This is a genomic window from Actinomycetes bacterium (assembly GCA_035506535.1).
Lineage (GTDB): Bacteria > Actinomycetota > Actinomycetes > DATJPE01 > DATJPE01 > DATJPE01.
Map to the genome: position 1 here is coordinate 1 of DATJPE010000083.1, position 21,500 is coordinate 21,500.

At 73.7% G+C, this 21,500-nt stretch carries 21 protein-coding genes; 17 read left to right on the forward strand and 4 right to left on the reverse strand.

Annotated elements, in window-relative coordinates:
* The 5 genes from VMI11_13585 to VMI11_13605 all read left to right on the forward strand — a co-directional run.
* A partial coding sequence (locus VMI11_13585) for a hypothetical protein (protein ID HTY73435.1) occupies positions 1–410 on the forward strand: 410 nt, incomplete at its 5' end.
* A gap of 3 nt (positions 411–413) precedes the next feature.
* Positions 414–1,526 (forward strand): BTAD domain-containing putative transcriptional regulator, encoded by a 1,113-nt coding sequence (locus VMI11_13590; protein HTY73436.1) that lies wholly within the window; start codon positions 414–416, stop codon positions 1,524–1,526.
* Between the two features lie 61 nt (positions 1,527–1,587).
* The gene (locus VMI11_13595; GenBank protein HTY73437.1) at positions 1,588–2,415 is read left to right on the forward strand and encodes a GNAT family N-acetyltransferase; all 828 of its coding nucleotides are present in this window, start codon (positions 1,588–1,590) and stop codon (positions 2,413–2,415) included.
* Between the two features lie 181 nt (positions 2,416–2,596).
* Complete coding sequence (locus tag VMI11_13600) at positions 2,597–4,375, forward strand: proline--tRNA ligase (GenBank protein ID HTY73438.1); 1,779 nt, start codon at positions 2,597–2,599, stop codon at positions 4,373–4,375.
* Positions 4,372–5,106: an HAD family hydrolase gene (locus VMI11_13605; protein ID HTY73439.1), complete on the forward strand. Its 735-nt coding sequence runs from the start codon at positions 4,372–4,374 to the stop codon at positions 5,104–5,106. The genes VMI11_13600 and VMI11_13605 overlap by 4 nt, the downstream gene beginning before the upstream one ends.
* Before the next feature lie 11 nt (positions 5,107–5,117).
* On the opposite strand, the gene VMI11_13610 is transcribed toward VMI11_13605, so the two are convergent.
* Together VMI11_13610 and VMI11_13615 are read right to left on the reverse strand one after the other, a co-directional pair.
* Positions 5,118–5,537, reverse strand: a complete 420-nt coding sequence (locus VMI11_13610; protein HTY73440.1) for a ferritin-like domain-containing protein — start codon at positions 5,535–5,537, stop codon at positions 5,118–5,120.
* The gene (locus VMI11_13615; protein HTY73441.1) at positions 5,534–6,055 is read right to left on the reverse strand and encodes a hypothetical protein; all 522 of its coding nucleotides are present in this window, start codon (positions 6,053–6,055) and stop codon (positions 5,534–5,536) included. The genes VMI11_13610 and VMI11_13615 overlap by 4 nt, the downstream gene beginning before the upstream one ends.
* Positions 6,056–6,210: 155 nt before the next feature.
* Here VMI11_13615 and rimP point away from each other — a divergent pair, with 155 nt between their 5' ends.
* The 7 genes from rimP (at position 6,211) to truB (ending at position 12,869) form a co-directional block, all read left to right on the forward strand.
* Positions 6,211–6,705 carry a ribosome maturation factor RimP gene (gene rimP / locus VMI11_13620; protein ID HTY73442.1) on the forward strand — a complete coding sequence of 165 codons (495 nt, stop codon included), beginning with the start codon at positions 6,211–6,213 and terminating at the stop codon, positions 6,703–6,705.
* Positions 6,706–6,707: 2 nt separating this feature from the next.
* A complete protein-coding gene (nusA, locus tag VMI11_13625; GenBank protein ID HTY73443.1) occupies positions 6,708–7,745 on the forward strand; it encodes a transcription termination factor NusA in 1,038 nt (345 codons plus the stop codon).
* 14 nt (positions 7,746–7,759) lie between these two features.
* Complete coding sequence (locus VMI11_13630) at positions 7,760–8,122, forward strand: YlxR family protein (GenBank protein HTY73444.1); 363 nt, start codon at positions 7,760–7,762, stop codon at positions 8,120–8,122.
* A 55-nt stretch (positions 8,123–8,177) separates the two neighbouring features.
* Positions 8,178–10,937, forward strand: a complete 2,760-nt coding sequence (infB, locus tag VMI11_13635) for a translation initiation factor IF-2 (GenBank protein HTY73445.1) — start codon at positions 8,178–8,180, stop codon at positions 10,935–10,937.
* Positions 10,938–11,124: 187 nt separating this feature from the next.
* Complete coding sequence (locus VMI11_13640; GenBank protein HTY73446.1) at positions 11,125–11,421, forward strand: DUF503 domain-containing protein; 297 nt, start codon at positions 11,125–11,127, stop codon at positions 11,419–11,421.
* Between the two features lie 57 nt (positions 11,422–11,478).
* Positions 11,479–11,931: a 30S ribosome-binding factor RbfA gene (gene rbfA, locus VMI11_13645; protein HTY73447.1), complete on the forward strand. Its 453-nt coding sequence runs from the start codon at positions 11,479–11,481 to the stop codon at positions 11,929–11,931.
* A gap of 41 nt (positions 11,932–11,972) precedes the next feature.
* On the forward strand, positions 11,973–12,869 hold the full coding sequence (gene truB, locus VMI11_13650; protein ID HTY73448.1) for a tRNA pseudouridine(55) synthase TruB: 897 nt from the start codon (positions 11,973–11,975) through the stop codon (positions 12,867–12,869).
* Positions 12,870–12,878: 9 nt separating this feature from the next.
* Here truB and VMI11_13655 read toward each other — a convergent pair whose 3' ends face one another.
* Positions 12,879–13,814: a hypothetical protein gene (locus tag VMI11_13655; GenBank protein ID HTY73449.1), complete on the reverse strand. Its 936-nt coding sequence runs from the start codon at positions 13,812–13,814 to the stop codon at positions 12,879–12,881.
* A gap of 44 nt (positions 13,815–13,858) precedes the next feature.
* On the reverse strand, positions 13,859–15,085 hold the full coding sequence (locus VMI11_13660) for an amino acid deaminase/aldolase (protein HTY73450.1): 1,227 nt from the start codon (positions 15,083–15,085) through the stop codon (positions 13,859–13,861).
* A 153-nt stretch (positions 15,086–15,238) separates the two neighbouring features.
* Between VMI11_13660 and VMI11_13665 the strand changes: the two genes are divergently transcribed.
* From VMI11_13665 to VMI11_13685, 5 genes are all read left to right on the forward strand, one after another.
* Entirely contained in the window at positions 15,239–16,552 is a 1,314-nt protein-coding gene (locus VMI11_13665; protein ID HTY73451.1) for a D-arabinono-1,4-lactone oxidase, read from the forward strand.
* Positions 16,549–17,751 carry an MFS transporter gene (locus tag VMI11_13670; GenBank protein ID HTY73452.1) on the forward strand — a complete coding sequence of 401 codons (1,203 nt, stop codon included), beginning with the start codon at positions 16,549–16,551 and terminating at the stop codon, positions 17,749–17,751. Before VMI11_13665 ends, VMI11_13670 begins: the two co-directional genes overlap by 4 nt.
* 4 nt (positions 17,752–17,755) lie before the next feature.
* Positions 17,756–18,694, forward strand: coding sequence for a bifunctional riboflavin kinase/FAD synthetase (locus VMI11_13675; protein HTY73453.1), 939 nt, complete (start codon positions 17,756–17,758; stop codon positions 18,692–18,694).
* Positions 18,695–18,810: 116 nt separating this feature from the next.
* Positions 18,811–19,080 (forward strand): 30S ribosomal protein S15, encoded by a 270-nt coding sequence (rpsO, locus tag VMI11_13680; GenBank protein HTY73454.1) that lies wholly within the window; start codon positions 18,811–18,813, stop codon positions 19,078–19,080.
* Positions 19,081–19,255: 175 nt separating this feature from the next.
* Positions 19,256–21,499, forward strand: a complete 2,244-nt coding sequence (locus VMI11_13685) for a polyribonucleotide nucleotidyltransferase (protein ID HTY73455.1) — start codon at positions 19,256–19,258, stop codon at positions 21,497–21,499.
* Position 21,500 lies beyond the last annotated feature (1 nt).

Consider the following 21,500-nt stretch of genomic DNA (forward strand, 5'->3'; position numbering starts at 1 on the left):
GGGCGCCGACGACCGGGGGCAGCGCGGTGTCCTACGACGTGCGCCGCACGCTCATGCACGGGACCAGCGCGGCCGCGGCCCCGGCGGTGGTCGTCCACGGCTTCGGCGGTCTCGACCTTCGTCTGTCGGCTCCGCTCGTGCCGGACACCCAGGGCTGGTACCGCTGGCAGGTCCGTGCACGCGGCCCTGGCGGCCTGTCGGCCTGGCACCTGCTACGGGTCCGGCTCGTGACACTGAGCGGTCGCGGCTGCTCGCCCGCGGTGCTCGGCATGCGTTCGTCCGGTCTGCGCACCACGGCGCACCGCCTGGCCGGCGGCCAGGGCGTCGCCTACTACGTGGCCGGGCAGTCGCTGGGTGCCGGCCTGCGCCGCCCCGGCAAGGCGCTCGTCCTGACCTGTGCCAAGGCCTGACCCATGAGCGCCGCACGTGCCCGCTTCGGGGTCCTCGGCCCGCTCGAGGTCCACCTCGACGGGGCGCTGGTCCCCATCGGCGGCCCCAAGCAGCGCACCGCCCTCGCGGTCCTGCTGCTCGAGCCGGGCAGGGTCGTCGCCGCGGAGCGCATCGCGGAGTGCATCTGGGGAGAGGAGCTCCCCGAGCGCTGGTCCGCCACCCTGCAGGTGTACGTGTACAACCTGCGGCGGGCGCTGCGCGGCTCGGACTGCGTGGACTCCGACGACGGGGTCCTCCTCGGACGTCGGCCCGGCTACGCCGTCGAGGCCGACGCGGCCACCCTCGACCTGCTGCAGCTGGAGGAGCTGACCGCGCAGGCCCGCGAGCGCCGCGACGCCGGCGACGGGGCGGCCGCAGCGCACCTGTACCGGCTGGCCCTGTCGCTGTGGCGCGGCCCCACCCTGGCCGACCTCGTCGTGATGCCGCGCGTGGCCGCGCTCACCGTCCCGATCGAGCGGCGGCGCACGCACCTGATGTCCGAGTGCTTCGACCTCGAGCTGGCCCTGGGCCGGCACCGTCAGCTGCTCCCCGAGCTGGAGGCGGCCTGCGCGGCCGAGCCGCTGGACGAGCGCCTCGCCGGGCAGCTCGTGGTGGCGCTGTACCGGGCCGGGCGGCAGGCGGATGCGCTGGTGACGTACCGCCGGACCGCACGCCGGCTGGTCGAGGAGCTGGGGATCGACCCCGGCCCCGACCTGCGCTCCCTGGAGGCGGCGGTGCTGCGCCAGGATCCGTCGCTGGACCTGCCCGCCCCGGCGGCCGATCCCGGCGTCACCCTCCAGCGCGACGACCGGGGTCTGCGCGGCGCGGTCCTCGTGCTGCCCAACGGGGTCGAGCTGGAGCTGGCCGCCCGCACCTGGCTGATCGGCCGGCATCCCGACTGCCAGGTGGTCCTCGCCGATCCGGAGGCGTCCCGCCGGCACGCCGAGGTACGTCCGGTCCCGGGCGGCTACGTCCTCGTCGACCTCGCCTCGACCAACGGCACCAGGGTCGGGGACCGGGAGGTCCGCGAGCACCGCCTGGAGGACGGCGACCGCATCGGCGTCGGCACCACCACCCTGGTGTTCCGCGCCGGGTGAGCCTCGGCCGGGGCCCTCGGATCTGGGGCGGCCGGTCCCCCGCGGCGGCTACCCTCCCCGTGTGATCGGGACGGCCGCCCTTCGCGTGCTCGATCAGCATGACCGGGCCGCGGCCGAGGAGCTGCTCGCGCGCGACCCCCTCGTCAACGTCTTCGTCGCCTCCCGCTTCCGGCCCGGGTCCGGCCTCGGCGGCGAGCTGTGGGGCTGGACGGTCGACGGCCGGCTGGACGCGCTGTGCTACTCCGGCGCCAACCTGGTGCCGGTCGACGCCGGGACGGAGGCGATCGAGGCCTTCGCGGACCGCGCCCGCCGCCAGGGCAGGCGCTGCTCCTCGATCGTGGGTCCGACCGAGATGGTCGAGCCGCTGTGGCGCCTGCTCGAGCCGACGTGGGGGCCGGCGAGGGCGATCCGCGCCCGGCAGCCGTACATGGCCATCGACGCCGACCCGCTGGTGGAGCCGGACCCGCTCGTGCGGCGGGTACGTCCCGAGGAGCTCGACCTGCTCTATCCGGCCTCGGTCGCGATGTTCACCGAGGAGGTCGGCGTCTCGCCCGTGGTGGGGGACTCCCGGGCGTACCGCTCCCGCGTCGCCGAGCTGATCGACGCCGGCCGCGCCTATGCCCGCATCGAGGACGGGCGCGTCGTCTTCAAGGCCGAGGTCGGGGCGGTCTCGCGCCAGGCCTGCCAGATCCAGGGGGTGTGGGTCGCCCCCGAGCAGCGCGGCCGGGGCCTGTCGGTGCCGGGGACCGCGGCGGTCGTGGCCGCTGCCCGCCGAGACCACGCGCCCGCCGTCACCCTCTACGTCAACGACTTCAACCTGGCGGCCCGCCGGGCCTACGAGCGGGTCGGCTTCGTCGAGCTCTCGACCTTCACCTCCGTCTTGTTCTGACCCGCTGCTGTCTCACCCCCACCTGTTCGACCCCGGAGGCGGCACGGCGCGAGCGAGCCGCCCCGCTCGGCGACGGGGCCCAGGGAAACCTCGCTGAAACGTCGGCGCCGGCGCGGATATCCTCGCCAGGCGCGCGTGAGCGCGCCTCGCCCGCCTCCCGACCCAGCCGAGGGGACTCGACGTGGTCCTGCGTCTGTCCACGCTGTTCGTGCGCACCTTGCGCGAGGACCCGGCGGACGCCGAGGTCCCCAGCCACCGCCTGCTCGTGCGCGCGGGCTACATCCGCCGCGCGGCCCCCGGCGGCTACACCTGGCTGCCGCTGGGCTGGCGCGTCTACTCCAAGATCGAGCGGATCGTCCGCGAGGAGATGGACGCCATGGGCGCCCAGGAGGTGCACTTCCCCGCGCTGCTGCCGCGCGAGCCATACGAGCGCAGCAACCGGTGGACGGAGTACGGCGACGACATCTTCCGGCTGCAGGACCGCAGGGGGGCCGACCACCTCCTGGGGCCGACCCACGAGGAGATGTTCACGCTGCTCGTCAAGGACCTCTACTCCTCCTACAAGGACCTGCCGGTCTGGCTGTACCAGATCCAGACCAAGTTCCGCGACGAGCCGCGGCCGCGGGCCGGGCTTCTGCGGGGCCGCGAGTTCGTGATGAAGGACTCCTACTCCTTCGACGTCGACGACGCCGGCCTCGACGCGAGCTACCAGGCGCACCGCGACGCCTACATCAGGATCTTCGACCGGCTGGGCCTGGACTACGTCATCGTGTCGGCGATGTCCGGGGCGATGGGCGGCTCACGCAGCGAGGAGTTCCTGACCCCGGCGGAGCACGGCGAGGACACGTACGTGCGCTGCACGGCCTGCGACTACGCCGCCAACACCGAGGCGGTGCGCGTCGCGGTGCCGCCCGCGATCGGCTACGCCGGCCTGCCGGCGGCCCACGTCGAGGACACCCCGGACACACCGACCATCGAGTCCCTCGTCGCGCTGGCCAATGCCCGGCCGGACCTGCGCCGCGACGACCGCCCCTGGGTCGCCGCAGACACGCTCAAGAACGTCGTGGTCAAGCTGAGGCACCCGACCGGACGGACCGAGGTGCTCGCCGTCGGCGTCCCCGGCGACCGTGAGGTCGACGACAAGCGGCTGGCCGCCCAGGTCCACCCCGCGGTGGTGGAGCCATTCACCGAGGACGACTTCGCGGCGCACCCGGGGCTGGTGCGTGGCTACATCGGACCGGGTGCGCTCGGGTCCGACAAGCCGGCCGGCGTCCGCTACCTGCTGGACCCCCGCGTGGTCGACGGGACCCGGTGGATCACCGGCGCCGACCAGCCCGGCCGGCACGTCTTCGACCTGGTGGCCGGGCGCGACTTCGCCGCGGACGGGACGATCGAGGCGGCCGAGGTCCGCGTCGGCGACCCCTGCCCGAACGGCGACGGTGTGCTCGAGATGGCGCGCGGCATCGAGATGGGCCACATCTTCCAGCTCGGCCGCAAGTTCGCCGAGGCCCTCGACCTCAAGGTCCTCGACCGGGACGGGCGGCAGGTCGTGGTCACCATGGGGTCCTACGGCATCGGGGTCTCCCGCGCGGTGGCCGCCATCGCCGAGTCCACCCACGACGACCTCGGCCTGTGCTGGCCGGCCGCGGTCGCGCCGGCGGACGTCCACGTGGTGGCCACCGGCAAGGACGATGCGGTGTTCGCGGCGGCGGACGCCCTCGTCGACGAGTTGGCCGGCCGGGGCGTCGACGTGCTCTACGACGACCGGCGGCAGGTCTCGCCGGGGGTGAAGTTCGCCGACGCCGAGTTGATCGGCGTCCCGTGGGTCCTCGTCGTCGGCAAGGGCCTGGCCGAGGGGGTGGTCGAGCTGCGGGACCGGCGTACGGGGGAGCGGGTCGACGTACCGGTCGCCGACGCCGCCGCCCGGTTCCTGCAGCTCGCCGGGGCGGCCTCGGGGTGAGCGACACCCCGCCGTCGACCCGGCCCCGCGCGGTGATCTTCGACTGGGGCGGCACGTTGACGCCCTGGCATGCCATCGACCCGTACGAGCAGTGGCGCCCCTACGCGCGCGTCTACGCCCCTGACGACGCCGATGCCCTGGCCGCGCGCCTGGTCGCGGCGGAGGACGCCTCGTGGGCGCGAGCCCGACAGGAGTCCCGCGCGAGCACCCTCGACCACGTCTTCCGCTCCGCCGGCGTCGAGCCCTCGGGGGAGCGTCACACGCGTGCGCTGGCCGCCTACCACGCGGGCTGGGAGCCGCACACCTACGCAGACCCGGACGCCGCCGACGTCATGACGGCCATGCGCGACCGCGGCCTCGCGGTCGGCGTGCTCTCGAACACGCTGTGGACGCGGGCCTTCCACGAGGAGGTCTTCGCCAGGGACGGGCTGCTCGCCCTCATCGACGGCGCGGTGTACTCCAGCGAGCTGCCGTGGACCAAGCCGCACGCGGACGCGTTCACGGCGGCCATGGCGGCGGTCGGGGTCACCGACCCCGCGGCCTGCGTGTTCGTCGGCGACCGGCCCTACGACGACATCCACGGCGCCAAGCGGGCCGGCATGCGCGCCGTCCTCGTCCCGCACAGCGCGATCCCGGCATGGCAGCGCGGGCACGTGCAGGGTGAGCCCGATGCGGTGATCCAACGGCTGTCCGACCTGGTCCCGCTGGTCGACGGCTGGCTCGCCGGCTGAGCCGGGCCTGCTCAGCGGCGCTCGGCGAGACCCGGGAAGGCCACCGGCGTCCCTCCCCAGCGCACCGAGCGGACCGCGGCGTCGACCAGCCAGCCCGACGCCGCCGCGCGGACCTCGCCCGTCGCGACGGTGACGAGGTCGGCGTAGGGACCGGCCAGCCGGGCCTCGACGGTCGCCGCCAGCGCGCGCGCCTCGGCGGGCGTGGTCACCGGGCCGCCGACGTCGTAGCCGGCCAACGGGCCGACCGGCGTCCCGCCCGCCGCCACCACCAGCTCCGCGACTCGGTCGCGGCGGTTCTGGTGGAGCGCGTACGCCTGCCGCGCCGCGGGCTCCTCGCGCGTCCCGCCCAGCTGGGCGCCGACCAGGCCGTAGGCGTAGACGGCGGCGTGCTCACCCGCGAGCACCTCCTGGAGCGCCTGGAGCAGGGTCACCGGGCCACCAGGGCGGCGGCCAGCGCGGCGTCCGAGGCGGCGACCGAGACGAGCAGGCGGGCGAGGTCGGGCGAGGCCTGGGCCGCTGCCGCCCGGTGGGCGTCGGAGGTGTCGAGCAGCGCGGTGGCGAGCGAGCGCGCCGTCGCGACCCGGCTTGCGCCCGGGCCTCCCGAGCCCGTTGCGCTCGAGGAGGGGAGCCGCGGCGCCGCGGAGGCGGCGCTGCCCGAGGGTTGTGCGCTCGGCGAGGGCGGCAGGGTCTCCGACAACGCGGTGGCGTGCTCGGCGGAGAAGCGTACGGTCCGCCGCGCGGCGAGGAAGCCGGGGAAGGCGGCCACCGCCGCCGAGGCAAGCTCACCCAGCTCCCGCTCGCGCGCCACCGCCGCGACTCGGCGAGCCTGGTCGGGCGTCAGCGTCGGGGTCGGCTCGGGCTCGGGCGACGAGCCGGCGGTGCAGGCGGCTGCCGCGCCACCGGCGAGCAGGCCCGCAAGGACGGCGCGGCGGGTGAGGGGTGCCGGCACGCCGGGACATGCTGCCATCCCTTGCGGTCGTGACCGGTGTTCGGGGCGCCGATCCGGGCCGCCGGGAGGTCCGCCCAGGGTGGTGGCGGCGTTACCCTTGCTGCACCGCGAAGTCGCGGCAGAGCAGGGCCAGACAAGTGCACAAGGGAGCCGCCGTGAGCGCCGCCGACGACCGGGTGCGAGGCGTGGTCGGCCCCGTCGTGGCGGCCGCCGGTCTGGACCTGGAGAGCCTTCAGGTGAGCGCCGCCGGCCGTCGGCGGCTGCTTCGTGTGGTCGTCGACGCCGACGAGGGGGTCTCCCTGGACACCGTCGCGGAGGTGTCACAGCGGCTGTCACAGGCGCTCGACGACACCGACGCCATGGGCGGGCAGCCCTACGTCCTCGAGGTCAGCTCGCCGGGAACCGACCGGCCGCTGACCGAGCCCCGGCACTGGCGGCGGGCCGTGGGTCGTCTCGTCGAGGTGCGCCTGGTCGCCGGTGGTGCGCTCGAGGGGCGGGTCGTCGGGGCCGACGACGACGGCGTCGACCTCCTCGTCGACCGTCAGGCGCGCCGGCTGGCGTACCCGGAGGTCGCGCGGGCCGTCGTCCAGGTCGAGTTCTCGCGCCTGGGGGCGGCCGACGACGGCGCTGACGCGAACGGGGAGGGGTAGCGATGGACGTCGACATGGCGGCCCTGCGCGCGCTGGTGCGCGAGAAGGAGGTGTCCTTCGACCTGCTCGTGGAGGCGATCGAGCAGGCCCTGCTGGTCGCCTACCACCACACCGAGGGCGCTGCTCCCCGGGCTCGGGTCGAGCTGGACCGGACCACGGGGCACGTGACCGTGTGGGCGCGCGACGTCGACGACGAGGGCGAAGTGCTCGGCGAGCACGACGACACCCCTGAGGGCTTCGGGCGGATCGCGGCGACGACCGCCAAGAACGTGATCCTGCAGCGGCTGCGCGACGCCGAGGACGAGCGGACGTACGGCGAGTACCTCGGCAAGGAGGGCGACATCGTCGCGGGGACGATCCAGCAGGGCCCCAACCCGCGCGACGTCCTGGTCGACCTCGGCAAGATCGAGGCGATCCTGCCCTCCCAGGAGCAGGTCCCCGGCGAGAAGTACGTCCACGGCGAGCGGATCCGCTGCTACGTGCTGGCCGTGCGCAAGGGTCTTCGAGGGGCGTCGGTCACGCTGTCGCGGACCCACCCCAACCTGGTCCGCAAGCTGTTCGCCCTGGAGGTGCCCGAGGTCGCCGACGGGACCGTGGAGATCGTGGCCATCGCGCGCGAGGCCGGCCACCGCAGCAAGGTCGCGGTCCGCTCGACCCGTCCCCAGGTCAACGCCAAGGGCGCGTGCATCGGCCCGATGGGGGCGCGGGCCCGGGCGGTGATGAACGAGCTGCACGGCGAGAAGATCGACATCGTCGACTACTCGGACGACCCGGCGGACTTCGTCCGCGAGGCCCTGCAGCCCGCGCGGGTCAGCTCGGTCGAGATCGTCGACCCCGTCGCCCGCTCCGCCCGCGTGATCGTCCCGGACTACCAGCTCTCGCTGGCCATCGGCCGGGAGGGCCAGAACGCGCGGCTCGCCGCCCGGTTGACCGGCTGGCGCATCGACATCCGCTCCGATGCCCCGGTCGGGGCCGGCGAGGCGACGCCCGAGGCAGCGGCGCCGTCCGACCCGGCCGAAACGGTGGGCTCGGAGCGCTGACGGAGGCGCTAGACTTGGAACAGGTCGGTCCGGCCACGGGTCGTTCGCGCCCTCGACGCCTCTGTGTCGGGTGCCGGGTGTCCGCGGACAAGGCCGACCTGCTGCGTGTCGTGGCCGTCGGGGGCGTGCTCTTGGCGGACCCACGGGCGCGGCAGCCCGGGCGAGGGGCGTACGTGCACCCCGACCTCGGGTGCCTCGACGCCGCCGTCCGACGGCGGGCGTTCCCGAGGGCACTACGCGTCCCGGGGCCGCTCGACCCAGCCGGGCTGCGGAGCCTCCTCGAGGCGAGCACTCCCAGGAGCAGCATTCCCAAGAGCAGCACCCCCCAAGCGCCGGAAAGCAGGTCCGACGTCGATGAGCGCTCGATGAACCGATGAGCACGCCCAGGTAACGACGGTCCGCGCACGAGCCCGGACCAGGTGAAGGAGAACAGTGGCCAAGGTCCGGGTCTACGAGCTCGCCAAGGAGCTCGGTGTCGAGAGCAAGGTCCTCGTGACCAAGCTCCAGGAGATGGGGGAGTTCGTCCGCTCCGCCTCCTCGACGGTGGAGGCGCCCGTCGTCCGCAAGCTGCGCGAGGCCTATCCGGCGCAGCAGGGCAATGGCGCGACGCCCGCTGCCGCGGCGCCCAAGGCGAAGCCTGCCCCCAAGCCCAGCCCCACCGAGCCGGTCGCGCCACAGCCGCGCCCTGCCGCCACGTCGGTCTCCGTCGTGGACGCCGAGACGGCGGCCCCTGCCGCCCCGGCTGCCCCGGCGCCCGCCGCTGACGGCGGCGAGGCGGCGCCCCGCCCGGCGGCGCCGGCCGCCGGCGCCCCCGCACCGGGGCGCCACGTCGGCCCGCGCCCCGGGAACAACCCGTTCAGCTCGCAGGCAACCGGGATGGGCCGTACCCCGGCGCCGCGTCCGCCGGCTCCCGGCGCCCCCGCCGTCCCGGGTGCGCCGCGGCCGGCCGGTGCCGGTGTCGCCGGTCCCCGGCCTCCGGCGGCGGGGATGCCCCCGCGTCCAGGGGCTCGCCCCAATCCCGGGATGATGCCGGGGCGGCCCACCGTGGGCGGGGTTCCCGCACGACCCGGTGCCCCCGGTCGCGGCGGGCCCGGCGGCGCCGGACGTACCGGCGCGCCGAGGCCCGGCTTCGGGGGCCGCCCGAGCGGTGGCGGTGGTGGCGCTGGCGGTGGCTACGCCGGCCGTCCCGGCGGTGGCGGCGGCGCCCCGGCGGGTGGCGGTTTCGGCGGTCGTCCGGGTGCCGGGGGACGTGGTCGCGGCGGGGGCACCGCCGGGGCCTTCGGGCGTCCAGGTGGGCGGCCGACCCGGGGACGCAAGAGCAAGAAGCAGCGGCGCCAGGAGTTCGACAACATGCAGGCGCCGTCGATCGGCGGCGTGATCGCACCTCGCGGCAACGGCGAGGTCGTCCGGCTCCCCCGCGGCGCCTCCCTGACCGACTTCGCGGAGAAGATCAACGCCAACCCCGCGTCGCTCGTGCAGATCCTGTTCAACCTCGGCGAGATGGTGACCGCCACCCAGTCGGTCAACGACGAGACGCTGCAGCTGCTCGGCGCCGAGCTCAACTTCGAGGTCCAGGTCGTCTCGCCCGAGGACGAGGACCGCGAGCTGCTCGAGTCCTTCGACCTGGAGTTCGGCGAGGACGAGGGCGAGGAGTCCGACCTGCGCCCGCGCCCGCCTGTCGTGACGGTCATGGGCCACGTCGACCACGGCAAGACCAAGCTGCTCGACGCGATCCGCAACACCGACGTGGTGCGCGGCGAGGCGGGCGGCATCACTCAGCACATCGGTGCCTACCAGGTCGCGGCCGAGCACGAGGGCGAGGAGCGCAAGATCACCTTCATCGACACCCCGGGACACGAGGCGTTCACCGCCATGCGTGCCCGCGGTGCCCAGGTGACCGACATCGCGGTCCTCGTGGTCGCCGCCGACGATGGCGTGAAGCCGCAGACCATCGAGGCGCTCAACCACGCCCAGGCGGCCGACGTCCCGATCGTCGTCGCGGTCAACAAGATCGACAAGGAGGGCGCGGACCCGGCCAAGGTCCGTGGCCAGCTCACCGAGTACGGCCTGGTGGCCGAGGAGTACGGCGGCGACACGATGTTCGTCGACGTCTCGGCCCGCAACGGCACGAACATCGACGCGTTGCTCGAGGCCATCCTGCTCACCGCCGACGCCGCGCTCGACCTGCGGGCCAACCCCGACCAGGACGCCCAGGGCGTCGCGATCGAGGCGCACCTCGACCGTGGCCGCGGCCCGGTCGCGACGGTGCTGGTGCAGCGCGGCACGCTGCACCCGGGCGACTCGATCGTCGCGGGCGAGGCGTTCGGCCGCGTGCGTGCCCTGCTCGACGAGAATGGCAACACCGTCGAGGCGGCCGGGCCGTCGCGGCCGGTGCAGGTGCTCGGCCTGACCTCCGTCCCCGGTGCCGGCGACAACTTCCTCGTCGTTCCCGAGGACCGGGTCGCGCGTCAGGTCGCCGAGCGCCGGGCCTCGCGCGAGCGCAACGCCCAGCTCGCGCAGCAGCGCGGGCGCCGTACCCTCGAGGACATCTTCAAGTCCCTCGAGCAGGGCAAGCAGCAGCAGCTCAACCTCATCCTCAAGGGCGACGTCTCCGGTTCGGTCGAGGCCCTGGAGGACGCGTTGCTGCAGCTCGACGTGGGCGAGGACGTCTCGCTGCGCATCATCGACCGCGGGGTCGGCGCCATCACCGAGAACAACGTCAACCTCGCGGTGGCATCCGATGCGGTGATCATCGGCTTCAACGTCCGCCCCGAGGGCAAGGCGAGGGAGCTGGCCGACCGCGAGGGCATCGACGTGCGCTACTACTCGGTCATCTACCAGGCGATCGAGGACGTCGAGGCCGCCCTCAAGGGCATGCTCAAGCCGGAGTTCGAGGAGGTCCAGCTCGGGACCGCCGAGGTCCGCGAGGTCTTCCGCTCCAGCAAGTTCGGCAACATCGCCGGCTGCCTGGTGCGAAGCGGCACGATCACGCGCAACAGCAAGGCCCGGTTGGTCCGCGACGGCGCCGTCGTGGCGGAGAGCCTGGCCATCGAGTCGCTGCGCCGGTTCAAGGACGACGTCACCGAGGTCCGCGAGGGCTACGAGTGCGGTATCGGGCTCGGCTCGTTCAACGACATCAAGGTCGATGACGTGGTCGAGACCTACGAGCTGCGCGAGAAGCCCCGCGCCTGACAGCCAACTCCGTGCCGGCGCCCCAAGAGACTGGGAGTCGTGGACAGGCAGCCAAGACCGTGGCGATCGATCGCCTTCGTAAGGAGTTCGTAGGGAGCTCGCCGCCGAAGGCGGCGGCGGATGCAGAACTCCGTCGAAGGTGATCGATCGCCACGGACCGCACGTGACCCTGATCAGGAGGTAGGAGGTGTACGTCGGGACGCTCGCGCTGGACGTCCTGCTCGGCGACATCCACTCGCTGAAGGGCAAGCGCAGCGTCGTACGCCCGATCGTCGCCGAGCTGAGACGGCGCTTCGACGTCTCAGCCGCCGAGGCCGGGCACCTGGATCTGCACCGCAGGGCGCTCGTGGGTGTCGCCGTCGTGGCGGCCGACCGGGCCCACTGCGTGGAGGTGCTGGACGCGTGCGAGCGGCTGGTCGCCGCCCGCCCGGAGATCGACCTGCTGTCGGCGCGGCGCACCTACCACGCCGACAGTGACGACTAGCAGGACGACGAGCAGGACGACGAGCAGGACGACGAGCAGACGGAGGAGGACAGCGCCGTGACCAACGACGCACGCGCCCGCAAGCTGGCGGACCGGATCCGGGTCATCGTGGCCGAGACGCTCGAGAAGCGGGTCAAGGACCCGCGGCTCGGGTTCGTCACGATCACCGATGCCCGCATCACCGGCGACCTGCGCGAGGCCACGGTCTTCTACACCGTGTACGGCTCCGAGGAGGAGCGCGCCGCGACGGCGACGGCCCTCGAGTCGGCCAAAGGCGTGCTGCGCTCGGAGGTGGGCCGTCAGACGGGGGTCCGGCACACGCCGAGCCTGGTGTTCGTCGCTGACGCCGTGCCCGAGAACGCCGCGCACATCGAGGACCTGCTCCACGTCGCCCGCGCGGCGGACGCCCAGGTGCACGAGGTCGCCGCGCAGGCGACGTACGCCGGCGACGCCGACCCCTACCGCGCTGCCCACGAGGACGCCGACGCCGACTCCTCCTCGTTGGCATGAACGCGGCGTAGTTACACACCTCGTGGAACAACGCCGCGTTCATGGCTACGGAAGGCGCCCGGAGCGGGCTGGTCGTCGTCGACAAGCCGTCCGGCTGGACCTCCCACGACGTCGTGGCCCGGGTCCGCCGGCTGGCCGGGACACGGCGGGTCGGTCATGCCGGCACCCTGGACCCGATGGCGACCGGTGTCCTGGTGCTGGGGCTGGAGCGCGCGACCAAGCTGCTCGGCCACCTGGCGCTGCGCGACAAAGCCTACGACGCGACCCTTCGACTCGGCGTCGCGACGACGACGGACGACGCCGAGGGCGAGGTGGTCTCCGCGGCGGATGCCTCCGGCATCACCGAGGAGGCGGTACGTGCGGGAGCAGCCGACCTGACCGGCGCCCTCCTTCAGGTGCCGTCCGCGGTGTCCGCCATCAAGGTGGACGGGGTCCGCGCGTACGCCCGCGTGCGCGCTGGGGAGTCCGTCGAGCTCAGCGCCCGACCGGTCACCGTCACCGCGTTCGACGTGCTCGCGCTGCGCCCTGGTGACGGCGTCCTCGACGTGGACGTGCACGTCGAGTGCTCGACCGGCACCTATGTGCGCGCCCTCGCCCGTGACCTCGGCACGGCGCTGAGGGTGGGTGGGCACCTCACCGCGTTGCGGCGTACCAGGGTCGGCGAGTTCGGTCTCGACGACGCGCGGACGCTGGACCAGCTCGAGCGGGACTTCGTGTCGATCCCCCTCGAGGTGGCGCTGGGTCGGTCCTTCCCGCGTCGAGACGTGGGCGCGGAGCTGGCCCGAGCGGTCACCCACGGCGGGCGGGTGCCGTTGGCGGGTGAGACCGGCCCCACCGCCGTCTACGGCCCTGACGGCACCGCCCTCGCCCTGATGGCGCCGATGCCCCCGGACGACCCCACCGCCCTCGCCCCGCTCGTCGTCCTCACTCCCGCCTAGCGTCGCGCGTCAGCGGTGCTCCGCGCTGTGGAGCAGGACCACGGTGCCGCCGGCGTGCAGCACGACGTCGAGGTGGCCGACGTTGCGGACAGCGACCTTGCCGCGCACGCGCGTGCCGCAGCCGGGAGCCTGGCTGAGCGTGAACAGCGACGACTGGTACTCGACGACGTGATGCAGCTTGTGGTCGATGGCCTCGGTCCTGATGCTCAGCGGGGCGATCTCGCAGTAGCCCGTACCGTCGGCGTTGACCTGCTCCGCGTAGAGGGTGAACCTGACGTGCGCGACGGCCTTGGGGTGCTCGCCCGGCGGGCAGATGTTGGGCCCGTCTCGCTCGCGTGACCCCGTCTGTTCCGTGCACGCGGTCACCTTGGTGTCCGCGACCACGGCAATGACGGGTGCCGTGGTCCGTAGGCTCGCCGCCGTCGTGTCCAGCGTTCGGCCGGGCTCGAGCAGGCGACCCGTGCCGACCGGATCGAAGCCGATCGCGTACGACGCGAACGTCTTGCGGGTGAAGGTCACCTCGTCGACGACGAGGTAGTCGTGCTTCGACCTGCCGTGACCCGACTGGACGCGGACCGTGCAATGCCGCACGTCGTCCATGAAGAAGTGCGGACGCAGCCGGCTCTCCTTGTGCCCCACGGTGTTGGTGGTCTCCACGAACGTCTGCTTCGCGCACGCGATGATGACCGAGAACATGTCGTCCGGAGGCTTGCCCTCGGCGTGCACCTGGACGTCGGCGATGACCTCCTGAGGCCCCTGGGCGGCCGGGACGTGGTCCTCGTAGACGAGCACGGCCGGTCCCGTCGTCGAGCCCGGCAGCGGCTGGGCGGGCACGATGATGGGGGACGAGCCGACCGCGGCGACCGACGGGACGGCGGCGGTGGCCAGCGCGGCGATCAGCAGGGCGACGAGACGCCGCCCGACCCGACCCCCGCGTCGGTGCATGGCCCGATGGTAGGCAGTAACGGCCGTCGTCACCAGGGAGCGAGTCAGCCGAAGGTGCGCGCCTCGCCGCGGTACGTCGGGACGGTCTCGACCTGCCCCGCCTCGTCCACCAGGTGCAGGACGTCCACGCGTTCGCAGAGCTCGCCGGCCTTGGCGTGGCGGAACCAGACGCGGTCGCCGACCCGGAGCCGGTCCGCCGCTGCGCCGCGCAGCGGCGTCTGCACCTCGCCGGCGGACTCGGCCGGCAGCAACCGAAGCCCGGCCGGGTGCACCGGCGTCGGCACGCGGTCAGGCCCCGGCGGGCCGGAGGCCGGCCAACCGCCCCCGGCGACGGTCACCACGCCGGGCGCCGGGCGACGGACGACCGGCAGGGCGTACCCGGCTGCCGGGGTGGGGGCGAAGGACCGGTACGCGTCGAACAGGGTGGGCGCGAACAGCCCCGAGCCGGCGGCGAGCTCGGTCACCCACGGCTCGCGCGCGGTCCGTTCGAGCGAGCCGGTCCCGCCGCCGTTGACGAAACGCAGGGGAGCCACCTCGGACACCGCCGTCACGACGGCCGCCCGTCGGGTCGCGACCTGGCGCACCGACAGCGCCTGCATCCCTCGTACGGCGAGCCCGCGCACCGGCCGGCCCGGCGGGGCGTCGCCGACGCCGGCGACCTGGGCCTCGTAGGCCATGAGGCCCTCCAGCCGGAATCCCGGGCGAGCGAGGACGCAGCGGGCGAGGGTCGCCGCTTGCTCGGGCGTGTGCACCGGGGAGCGGCGTACGCCCAGGTGGACGCGGCCACCGAGCAGCCGCAGCGAGGCGTCCAGGTCGATGCACACCCTGATCTCGGGTCGCCGCGACGCCGCGACGACGGAGTCGATGAGGTCGAGGTGGTCCACCGAGTCGACCATCAGCGTCACCGACTCGGCCGCGGCCGGGGAGGCGGCCAGCTCGGCGAGCGCGGCCCGGTCCACGCTGGGGTAGCCCACGACCACGTCGCCGCTGACCGGCGACTCACCGCGGGAGAGCCAGAGCGCCTCCCGCAGGGTGTAGGCGAGCACGCCGGCGTACCCGGGTCGGGCCAGCACCCGGCGGAGCAGCTCCCGACAGCGCACCGACTTGCTCGCGACCCGGATCGGCGTGTGGTCGGCCCGGCGGGTCAGGTCGGCCGCGTTGGCGTCGAAGGCCACCAGGTCCACCACGGCGAAGGGCGGGTCCAGCGCGGCGGTCGCGGCCTCCAGCCGGTCCCAGGGGGAGACTGCGCTGCGGCGCGTGCGGTCGGTGATGGACACTTCCGGCTACTCCTCGCGGCGGGACGGGTGCCGGGCCAGTCTCCACCACCTCGTGTCCGCCGCCGTGGACGGACCGACGTGTCAGGACCGACGAGCGTGCCCGCGGAGGACGAAGCGGGCCGGAGGGCCCGAGGAGGACGGAGCACGGTGAGCGAGCAGTGGGCCAACTGGGCCGGGAACCAGAGCGTCACCGGCATCGTGACCGCGCATCCGCGTGGCCCCGAGGAGATCGCGGCGGTCCTGCTGCGCGCGTCCGGCGAGGGGCGCCGGGTACGTCCGGTGGGCAGCGGCCACTCCTTCACCGGCATCGCCTGCCCCGATCCCGGCTCGGTGCAGCTGGTCCTCGACCGATGGTCGGATGCCGTCAGCGTCGACGCCGCGAACGGGCTGGTCACGGTGCAGGCGGGGATGCCCCTGCACCGCCTCAACCGCCTGCTCGAGGCAGCCGGCCTGGCGATGGCCAACCTCGGGGACATCGAGCAGCAGACCATCTCGGGCGCGCTGTCGACGGGGACGCACGGCACGGGAGCGGCGTACGGCGGACTCGCCACCCAGCTGCGCGCGCTGGAGCTGGTGCTGCCCGACGGGTCGCTGCTGCGCTGCTCGGCGGAAGAGAACCCCGACGTCTTCGCCGCGGCGCGGGTCGGCCTGGGGGCGCTCGGCGTCGTGTCCACGCTCACCCTCGCGGTCGTTCCCCTGTTCGCGATCCGCGCGGAGGAGGGCCCGATGCCGCTGGAAGAGACCCTGGCGCGCTTCGACGAGCTCGTCGCCGCCCACGACCACGTCGAGTTCTACTGGTTCCCGCACTCCCGGATGACCCTGCTCAAGCGGAACACCCGGCTGCCGCTCGAGGCGGGGCTGGCGCCGCTGCCGGCCTGGCGCGAGTGGTGGGACGACGAGTTCCTGTCGAACACTGTCTTCGGCGGCCTGGTCGCCCTCGGCCGGCGCTTCCCCGGGGTGGTCCGCCCCTCGGCCAGGGTCGCCTCGCGCGCGCTCGGCGCACGGACGTTCACCGACGTCTCGCACAAGGTGTTCACCTCGCCGCGTCGAGTGCGCTTCCTCGAGATGGAGTACGCCGTCGCGCGGGCCGACCTGCTCGGCGTCGTGCGCGAGCTGGTGGACGCCGTCGAGCGCTCCGAGCTGCGCATCGCCTTCCCCGTCGAGGTCCGCGTCTCGGCGGCCGACGACATCACGCTGTCCACGGCGAGCGGCCGCGACAGCGGGTACGTCGCCGTGCACCTGCCCGCCGGCACCGACCCGGCGGAGTACTTCGGCATCCTCGAACGCATCGCCGGGCAGGTCGGGGGGCGCCCGCACTGGGGCAAGCTGCACACCCTCGACGCGGAGGCCCTCGTCGACCGCTACCCCCGGTTCGAGGAGTTCCAGGCGCTGCGCAAGCGGCTCGACCCCTCGGGCCTGCTGGGCAACGCCTACCTCGACCGCGTGCTGGGCAAGGGGTGAGCGAGCCAGCGGGGGCACCCGCCGACCGCTGGGTGGTGGTCGCCGGCTACGCCCTGGTGTCCTCGGCCAACCAGATGCTGTGGCTGACCTTCGCGCCGGTGACCACCGTGGCCGCGGCGCACTACGGCGTGTCCGAGTCCGCCATCGGCTGGCTCGCCGAGATCTTCCCTCTCCTGTACGTCGTCCTCGCCCTGCCCGCGGGCGCCGTCCTGGACCGCTGGTTCCGGCCCGGCCTGCTCGTGGGCGCGTGGCTCACGGCCGGGGGAGCGGCCCTGCGGCTCGGCGGCGGGTACGGCGCCGCGCTCGCCGGCCAGCTGCTCATCGCGGTTGCGCAGCCCCTGGTGCTCAACGCGCTGACCAAGGTGGCCAGCGGCTACGTGCGGCCCGCCCGCCGGCCCACCGGGATCGCCGCCGGTTCCGCGAGCGTGTTCGCCGGCATGGTGCTCGCGCTCGTCATGGGCGCGGCGCTGGACCAGGCCGGCGACATCCCGCGGCTGCTTCAGCTGGGCGCGACCTACGCCGTGGTCTCGGCCGCCGTCCTGACGATCGTGCTGCGGCACGCGCCGGCGTACGCCCCCGCGCTCGGCGCCGGCGGCCTGGCCCGCGTCCGCACGGTGTGGGCCGACCCGGTCATCCGGGCCGTCACCGGCCTGGCCCTGCTCGGCTTCGGGGTCTTCGTCGCGGTGACCACCTGGCTGCAGGCGCTGCTCGAGCCGGCCGGGGTCAGCGCATCGACCTCGGGGCTGCTCCTGCTGGAGATGGTCGTCGCCGGGATCGTCGGATCGGCGGTGCTGCCCCCCATCGTCGTCCGGCGCGACGCCACGCCCGGCTTCCTACGGGTCGTGGTGGCGACCGCCGCGGTCGGGTGCGGCCTGCTCGCCGTCCTGCCGCGGATCGGCGTGGCCGCCATCGCCCTGCTCGTCATCGGGGGCGCGCTCATCACGGCCCTGCCGTTGCTGCTGGAGATCGTCGAGCGCCGGGCCGGATCCTCGGGCGCCACGGCCGCGGCCCTGCTGTGGATGTCGGGCAACCTCGGCGGGATCCTCGTCGCGCTGCTCGTCCAGGGCCTGCTCTCCCACCCGTCGGCGGCCTTCCTCGCCATGGCCCTCGTCCTGCTCGCCGGATTGCCCCTGACCCGGCGCAGCCGCCTCGACGTCGGGCCGGGCTCGGTCCTGGTCTCCCCGCACCCGGCAGGATGACCTCGTGACCACGGCACTGTGGCGGGGCCTGGACGAGCTGCCCGCGTCGCTCGAGCGCTCCGTGGTCACCATCGGCGTCTACGACGGCGTGCACCTGGGTCACCGGGCGATCCTCGCCCGGGCCCGGGAGCGCGCGGACGCCCTCGGCGCACCGCTGGTCGTCGTCACCTTCGATCCGCACCCCTCCGAGGTGGTCCGACCGGGGACCCACCCCGCCATGCTCACCACGCTGGAGCACCGGGCCCGCCTGCTCGGCGAGGCCGGGGCCGACGCCGTCCTCGTCCTGCACTTCTCGGTGCAGCTGTCGCGCCTGACGCCGGCCGAGTTCGTCCAGATCGTCCTCGTCGACCGGCTGCGCATGGTGGCGGTGGTCGTCGGGGCCAACTTCCGTTTCGGCCACCGCGCCGTGGGCACCGTCGAGACCCTCGCCGACCTCGGGCGCGAGCTCGGCTTCGAGGTCGACGGTGTCGAGCTGGTCGGGGCGGGGGAGGTGCGCTGGTCCTCGACCTACGTCCGCCAGTGCGTCGCCGAGGGCGACACCGACGAGGCCGCGCGGGTCCTGGGCCGCCCCCACCGCGTCGAGGGCGTGGTCGTGCACGGCGACCACCGCGGTCGAGAGCTCGGCTACCCGACCGCCAACCTCCTCGTCACCGGCCCCACGTCGATCCCGGCGGACGGCGTCTATGCCGGCTGGCTCGTACGGGCCTCCGGCGACTCGCTGCCCGCCGCGATCAGCGTCGGGACCAACCCGACCTTCTCGGGGGCCGAGCGCCGGGTGGAGGCGTACTGCATCGACGAGGTGGGCCTCGACCTCTACGGCGAGGCGGTCGCCGTGGACTTCGGCCCCAGGCTGCGCGACATGGTCCGCTTCGACGCCGTCGAGCCCTTGGTGGCCCAGATGCGCGAGGACGTGGACCGGGCCCGCGCGATCACCGCCGGTTAGGGTCCGCGCCGCGGCGCTGGTACCCTCGGGGGCAGCCGTGGAACGGCCGCGGACTCGAGAGAGCCCGGGTGGACAAGCCCCGAGGCGCCGCGCAGCGAGACCCCCGAAGGAGTGCCGTGTCGATCGACACCGCCGCGAAGAAGCAGATCATGACCGAGTACGCGACGGTCGAGAACGACACCGGCAGCCCCGAGGTCCAGGTCGCCGTCCTGACCAAGCGCATCGCCCAGCTCACCGAGCATCTCAAGACGCACAAGCACGACCACCACAGCCGGCGCGGGCTGCTCCTGCTCGTCGGGCGCCGTCGCCGGCTGCTGCAGTACCTCCAGAACAAGGACATCAACCGCTACCGCGCGCTGATCGAGCGCCTCGGTCTGCGTCGGTAGCGCGTCGAACCACAACCCACCCAACCGGGGCGGCGCGCAGGTCCCCCACCCCGTCGGTCCTCGGTAGTGGCCCCCGGAGCCCCGCTCCGAGTGCCTCGATCGAAGACCGACAGCGAGACGGTCCGTGCCGCGCGCCCCACGTGCGAAAGGGGCACCCGTGTCGGGTCCCGAGACCATCTCCACCTCATCGACCTCAACCACGTCAACTGCTGGCCCATCAACCGCAGAAGCCGTCATCGACAACGGACGCTTCGGGTCCCGCACCCTGTCCTTCGAGACGGGTCGGCTCGCCCGGCAGGCCGCCGGCGCGGTCCTCGTCCAGCTCGACGGCGAGACCACCGTGCTGTCCGCGACCACCGCGTCGAAGACCCCGAAGGAGCAGTTCGACTTCTTCCCGCTCACCGTCGACGTCGAGGAGCGGATGTACGCCGCGGGGCGCATCCCCGGCTCCTTCTTCCGTCGTGAGGGCCGGCCGTCCGAGGACGCGATCCTCACCTGCCGGTTGATCGACCGCCCGCTCCGCCCGTCCTTCGCCAAGGGCCTGCGCAACGAGATCCAGATCGTCGAGACGGTGCTCACCCTGCACCCCGACGACCTCTACGACGTCGTCGCCATCAACGCCGCGTCCGCCTCCACCCAGATCGCCGGCCTGCCCTTCAGCGGCCCGATCGGCGGGGTGCGCGTCGCCCTCATCGAGGGCCAGTGGGTGGCCTTCCCGCGGCACAGCGAGCTGGAGCGGGCCGTCTTCGACATGGTCGTGGCCGGCCGCGTCGTCGGCGACGACGTCGCGATCATGATGGTCGAGGCCGAGGCGACGGACCGCACCATCGAGCTGGTCGCCGGCGGCGCCGGGGCTCCGACCGAAGAGGTCGTGGCGCAGGGCCTGGAGGCGGCGAAGCCGTTCATCCGAGTCCTCTGCGAGGCCCAGGGCCGGCTCGCGGCGCAGGCCCAGAAGCCGGTGGGGGAGTTCCCGCGCTTCCTCGACTACGGCGACGACGTCTACGAGGCGGTCGAGGCCGCGGTCGGCGAGCCGCTGTCGGCCGCGCTGACCATCGCCGACAAGCAGGAGCGCGAGGCCGAGCTCGACCGGGTCAAGGCGCTGGCCGTGGACGCGGTGGCGCCGAAGTTCGAGGGTCGTGAGAAGGAGATCGGGGCGGCGTACCGCTCGGTCACCAAGAAGCTGGTCCGCCAGCGCGTGCTGCGCGACCGGATCCGCATCGACGGCCGTGGCATCACCGACATCCGCACGCTGTCCGCGGAGGTCGACGTCCTCCCGCGGGTGCACGGCTCGGCGCTCTTCGAGCGCGGCGAGACCCAGATCCTCGGGGTCACGACGCTGAACATGCTGCGCATGGAGCAGCAGCTCGACACCCTCGCGCCGGAGACCCGCAAGCGCTACATGCACAACTACAACTTCCCGCCGTACTCGACCGGTGAGACCGGCCGGGTCGGGTCGCCGAAGCGGCGCGAGATCGGGCACGGCGCCCTCGCCGAGCGTGCCCTCGTGCCGGTGCTGCCGACGCGCGAGGAGTTCCCGTACGCGATCCGCCAGGTGTCCGAGGCGATCGGCTCGAACGGCTCGACCTCGATGGGCTCGGTGTGCGCCTCCACGATGTCGCTGCTCAATGCCGGCGTGCCGCTCAAGGCCCCGGTCGCGGGCATCGCGATGGGACTCATCTCGGACACCGTCGACGGCGAGACCCGCTACGTCGCCATCACCGACATCCTCGGTGCCGAGGACGCCTTCGGTGACATGGACTTCAAGGTCGCAGGCACCAAGGACTTCGTGACCGCCCTCCAGCTGGACACCAAGCTCGACGGCATTCCCGCGTCGGTGCTCGGCCAGGCGCTGCAGCAGGCTCGCGAGGCGCGGCTGACCATCCTCGAGGTGATGGCCGAGGCGATCGACGGCCCCGACGAGATGTCGCCGTACGCCCCGCGGATCATCACGATGAAGATCCCGGTCGACCAGATCGGCGCGGTCATCGGGCCCAAGGGAAAGATGATCAACCAGATCCAGGACGACACCGGCGCCGACATCACCATCGAGGACGACGGCACGATCTACGTCGGGGCGGTCGACGGCCCCTCCGCGGAGGCGGCGCGGGCCGCCATCAACGCGATCGCCAACCCGCAGATGCCCGAGGTCGGGGAGCGCTACCTCGGGACCGTGGTCAAGACCACGACCTTCGGGGCGTTCGTCTCGCTGCTGCCCGGCAAGGACGGCCTGCTGCACATCTCGCAGCTGCGCAAGATCGCCGGCGGCAAGCGCGTCGAGAACGTCGAGGACGTCGTCAAGGTCGGCGACAAGGTCCAGGTGGAGATCGCCGAGATCGATCCGCGCGGCAAGCTGTCCCTGGTGCCGGTCGTCGAGGAGGAGCCCAAGGAGTCCGCGCCCGCCGCGCCGGTCGAGGCCTGAC

Coding starts and splice junctions, on each gene's coding strand:
- nusA (HTY73443.1), top strand. CDS start 6,708: ATGGACGTCGACATGGCGGCCCTGCGCGCGCTGGTGCGCGAGAAGGAG.
- truB (HTY73448.1), top strand. CDS start 11,973: ATGGCTACGGAAGGCGCCCGGAGCGGGCTGGTCGTCGTCGACAAGCCG.
- VMI11_13590 (HTY73436.1), top strand. CDS start 414: ATGAGCGCCGCACGTGCCCGCTTCGGGGTCCTCGGCCCGCTCGAGGTC.
- VMI11_13655 (HTY73449.1), bottom strand. CDS start 13,814: ATGCACCGACGCGGGGGTCGGGTCGGGCGGCGTCTCGTCGCCCTGCTG.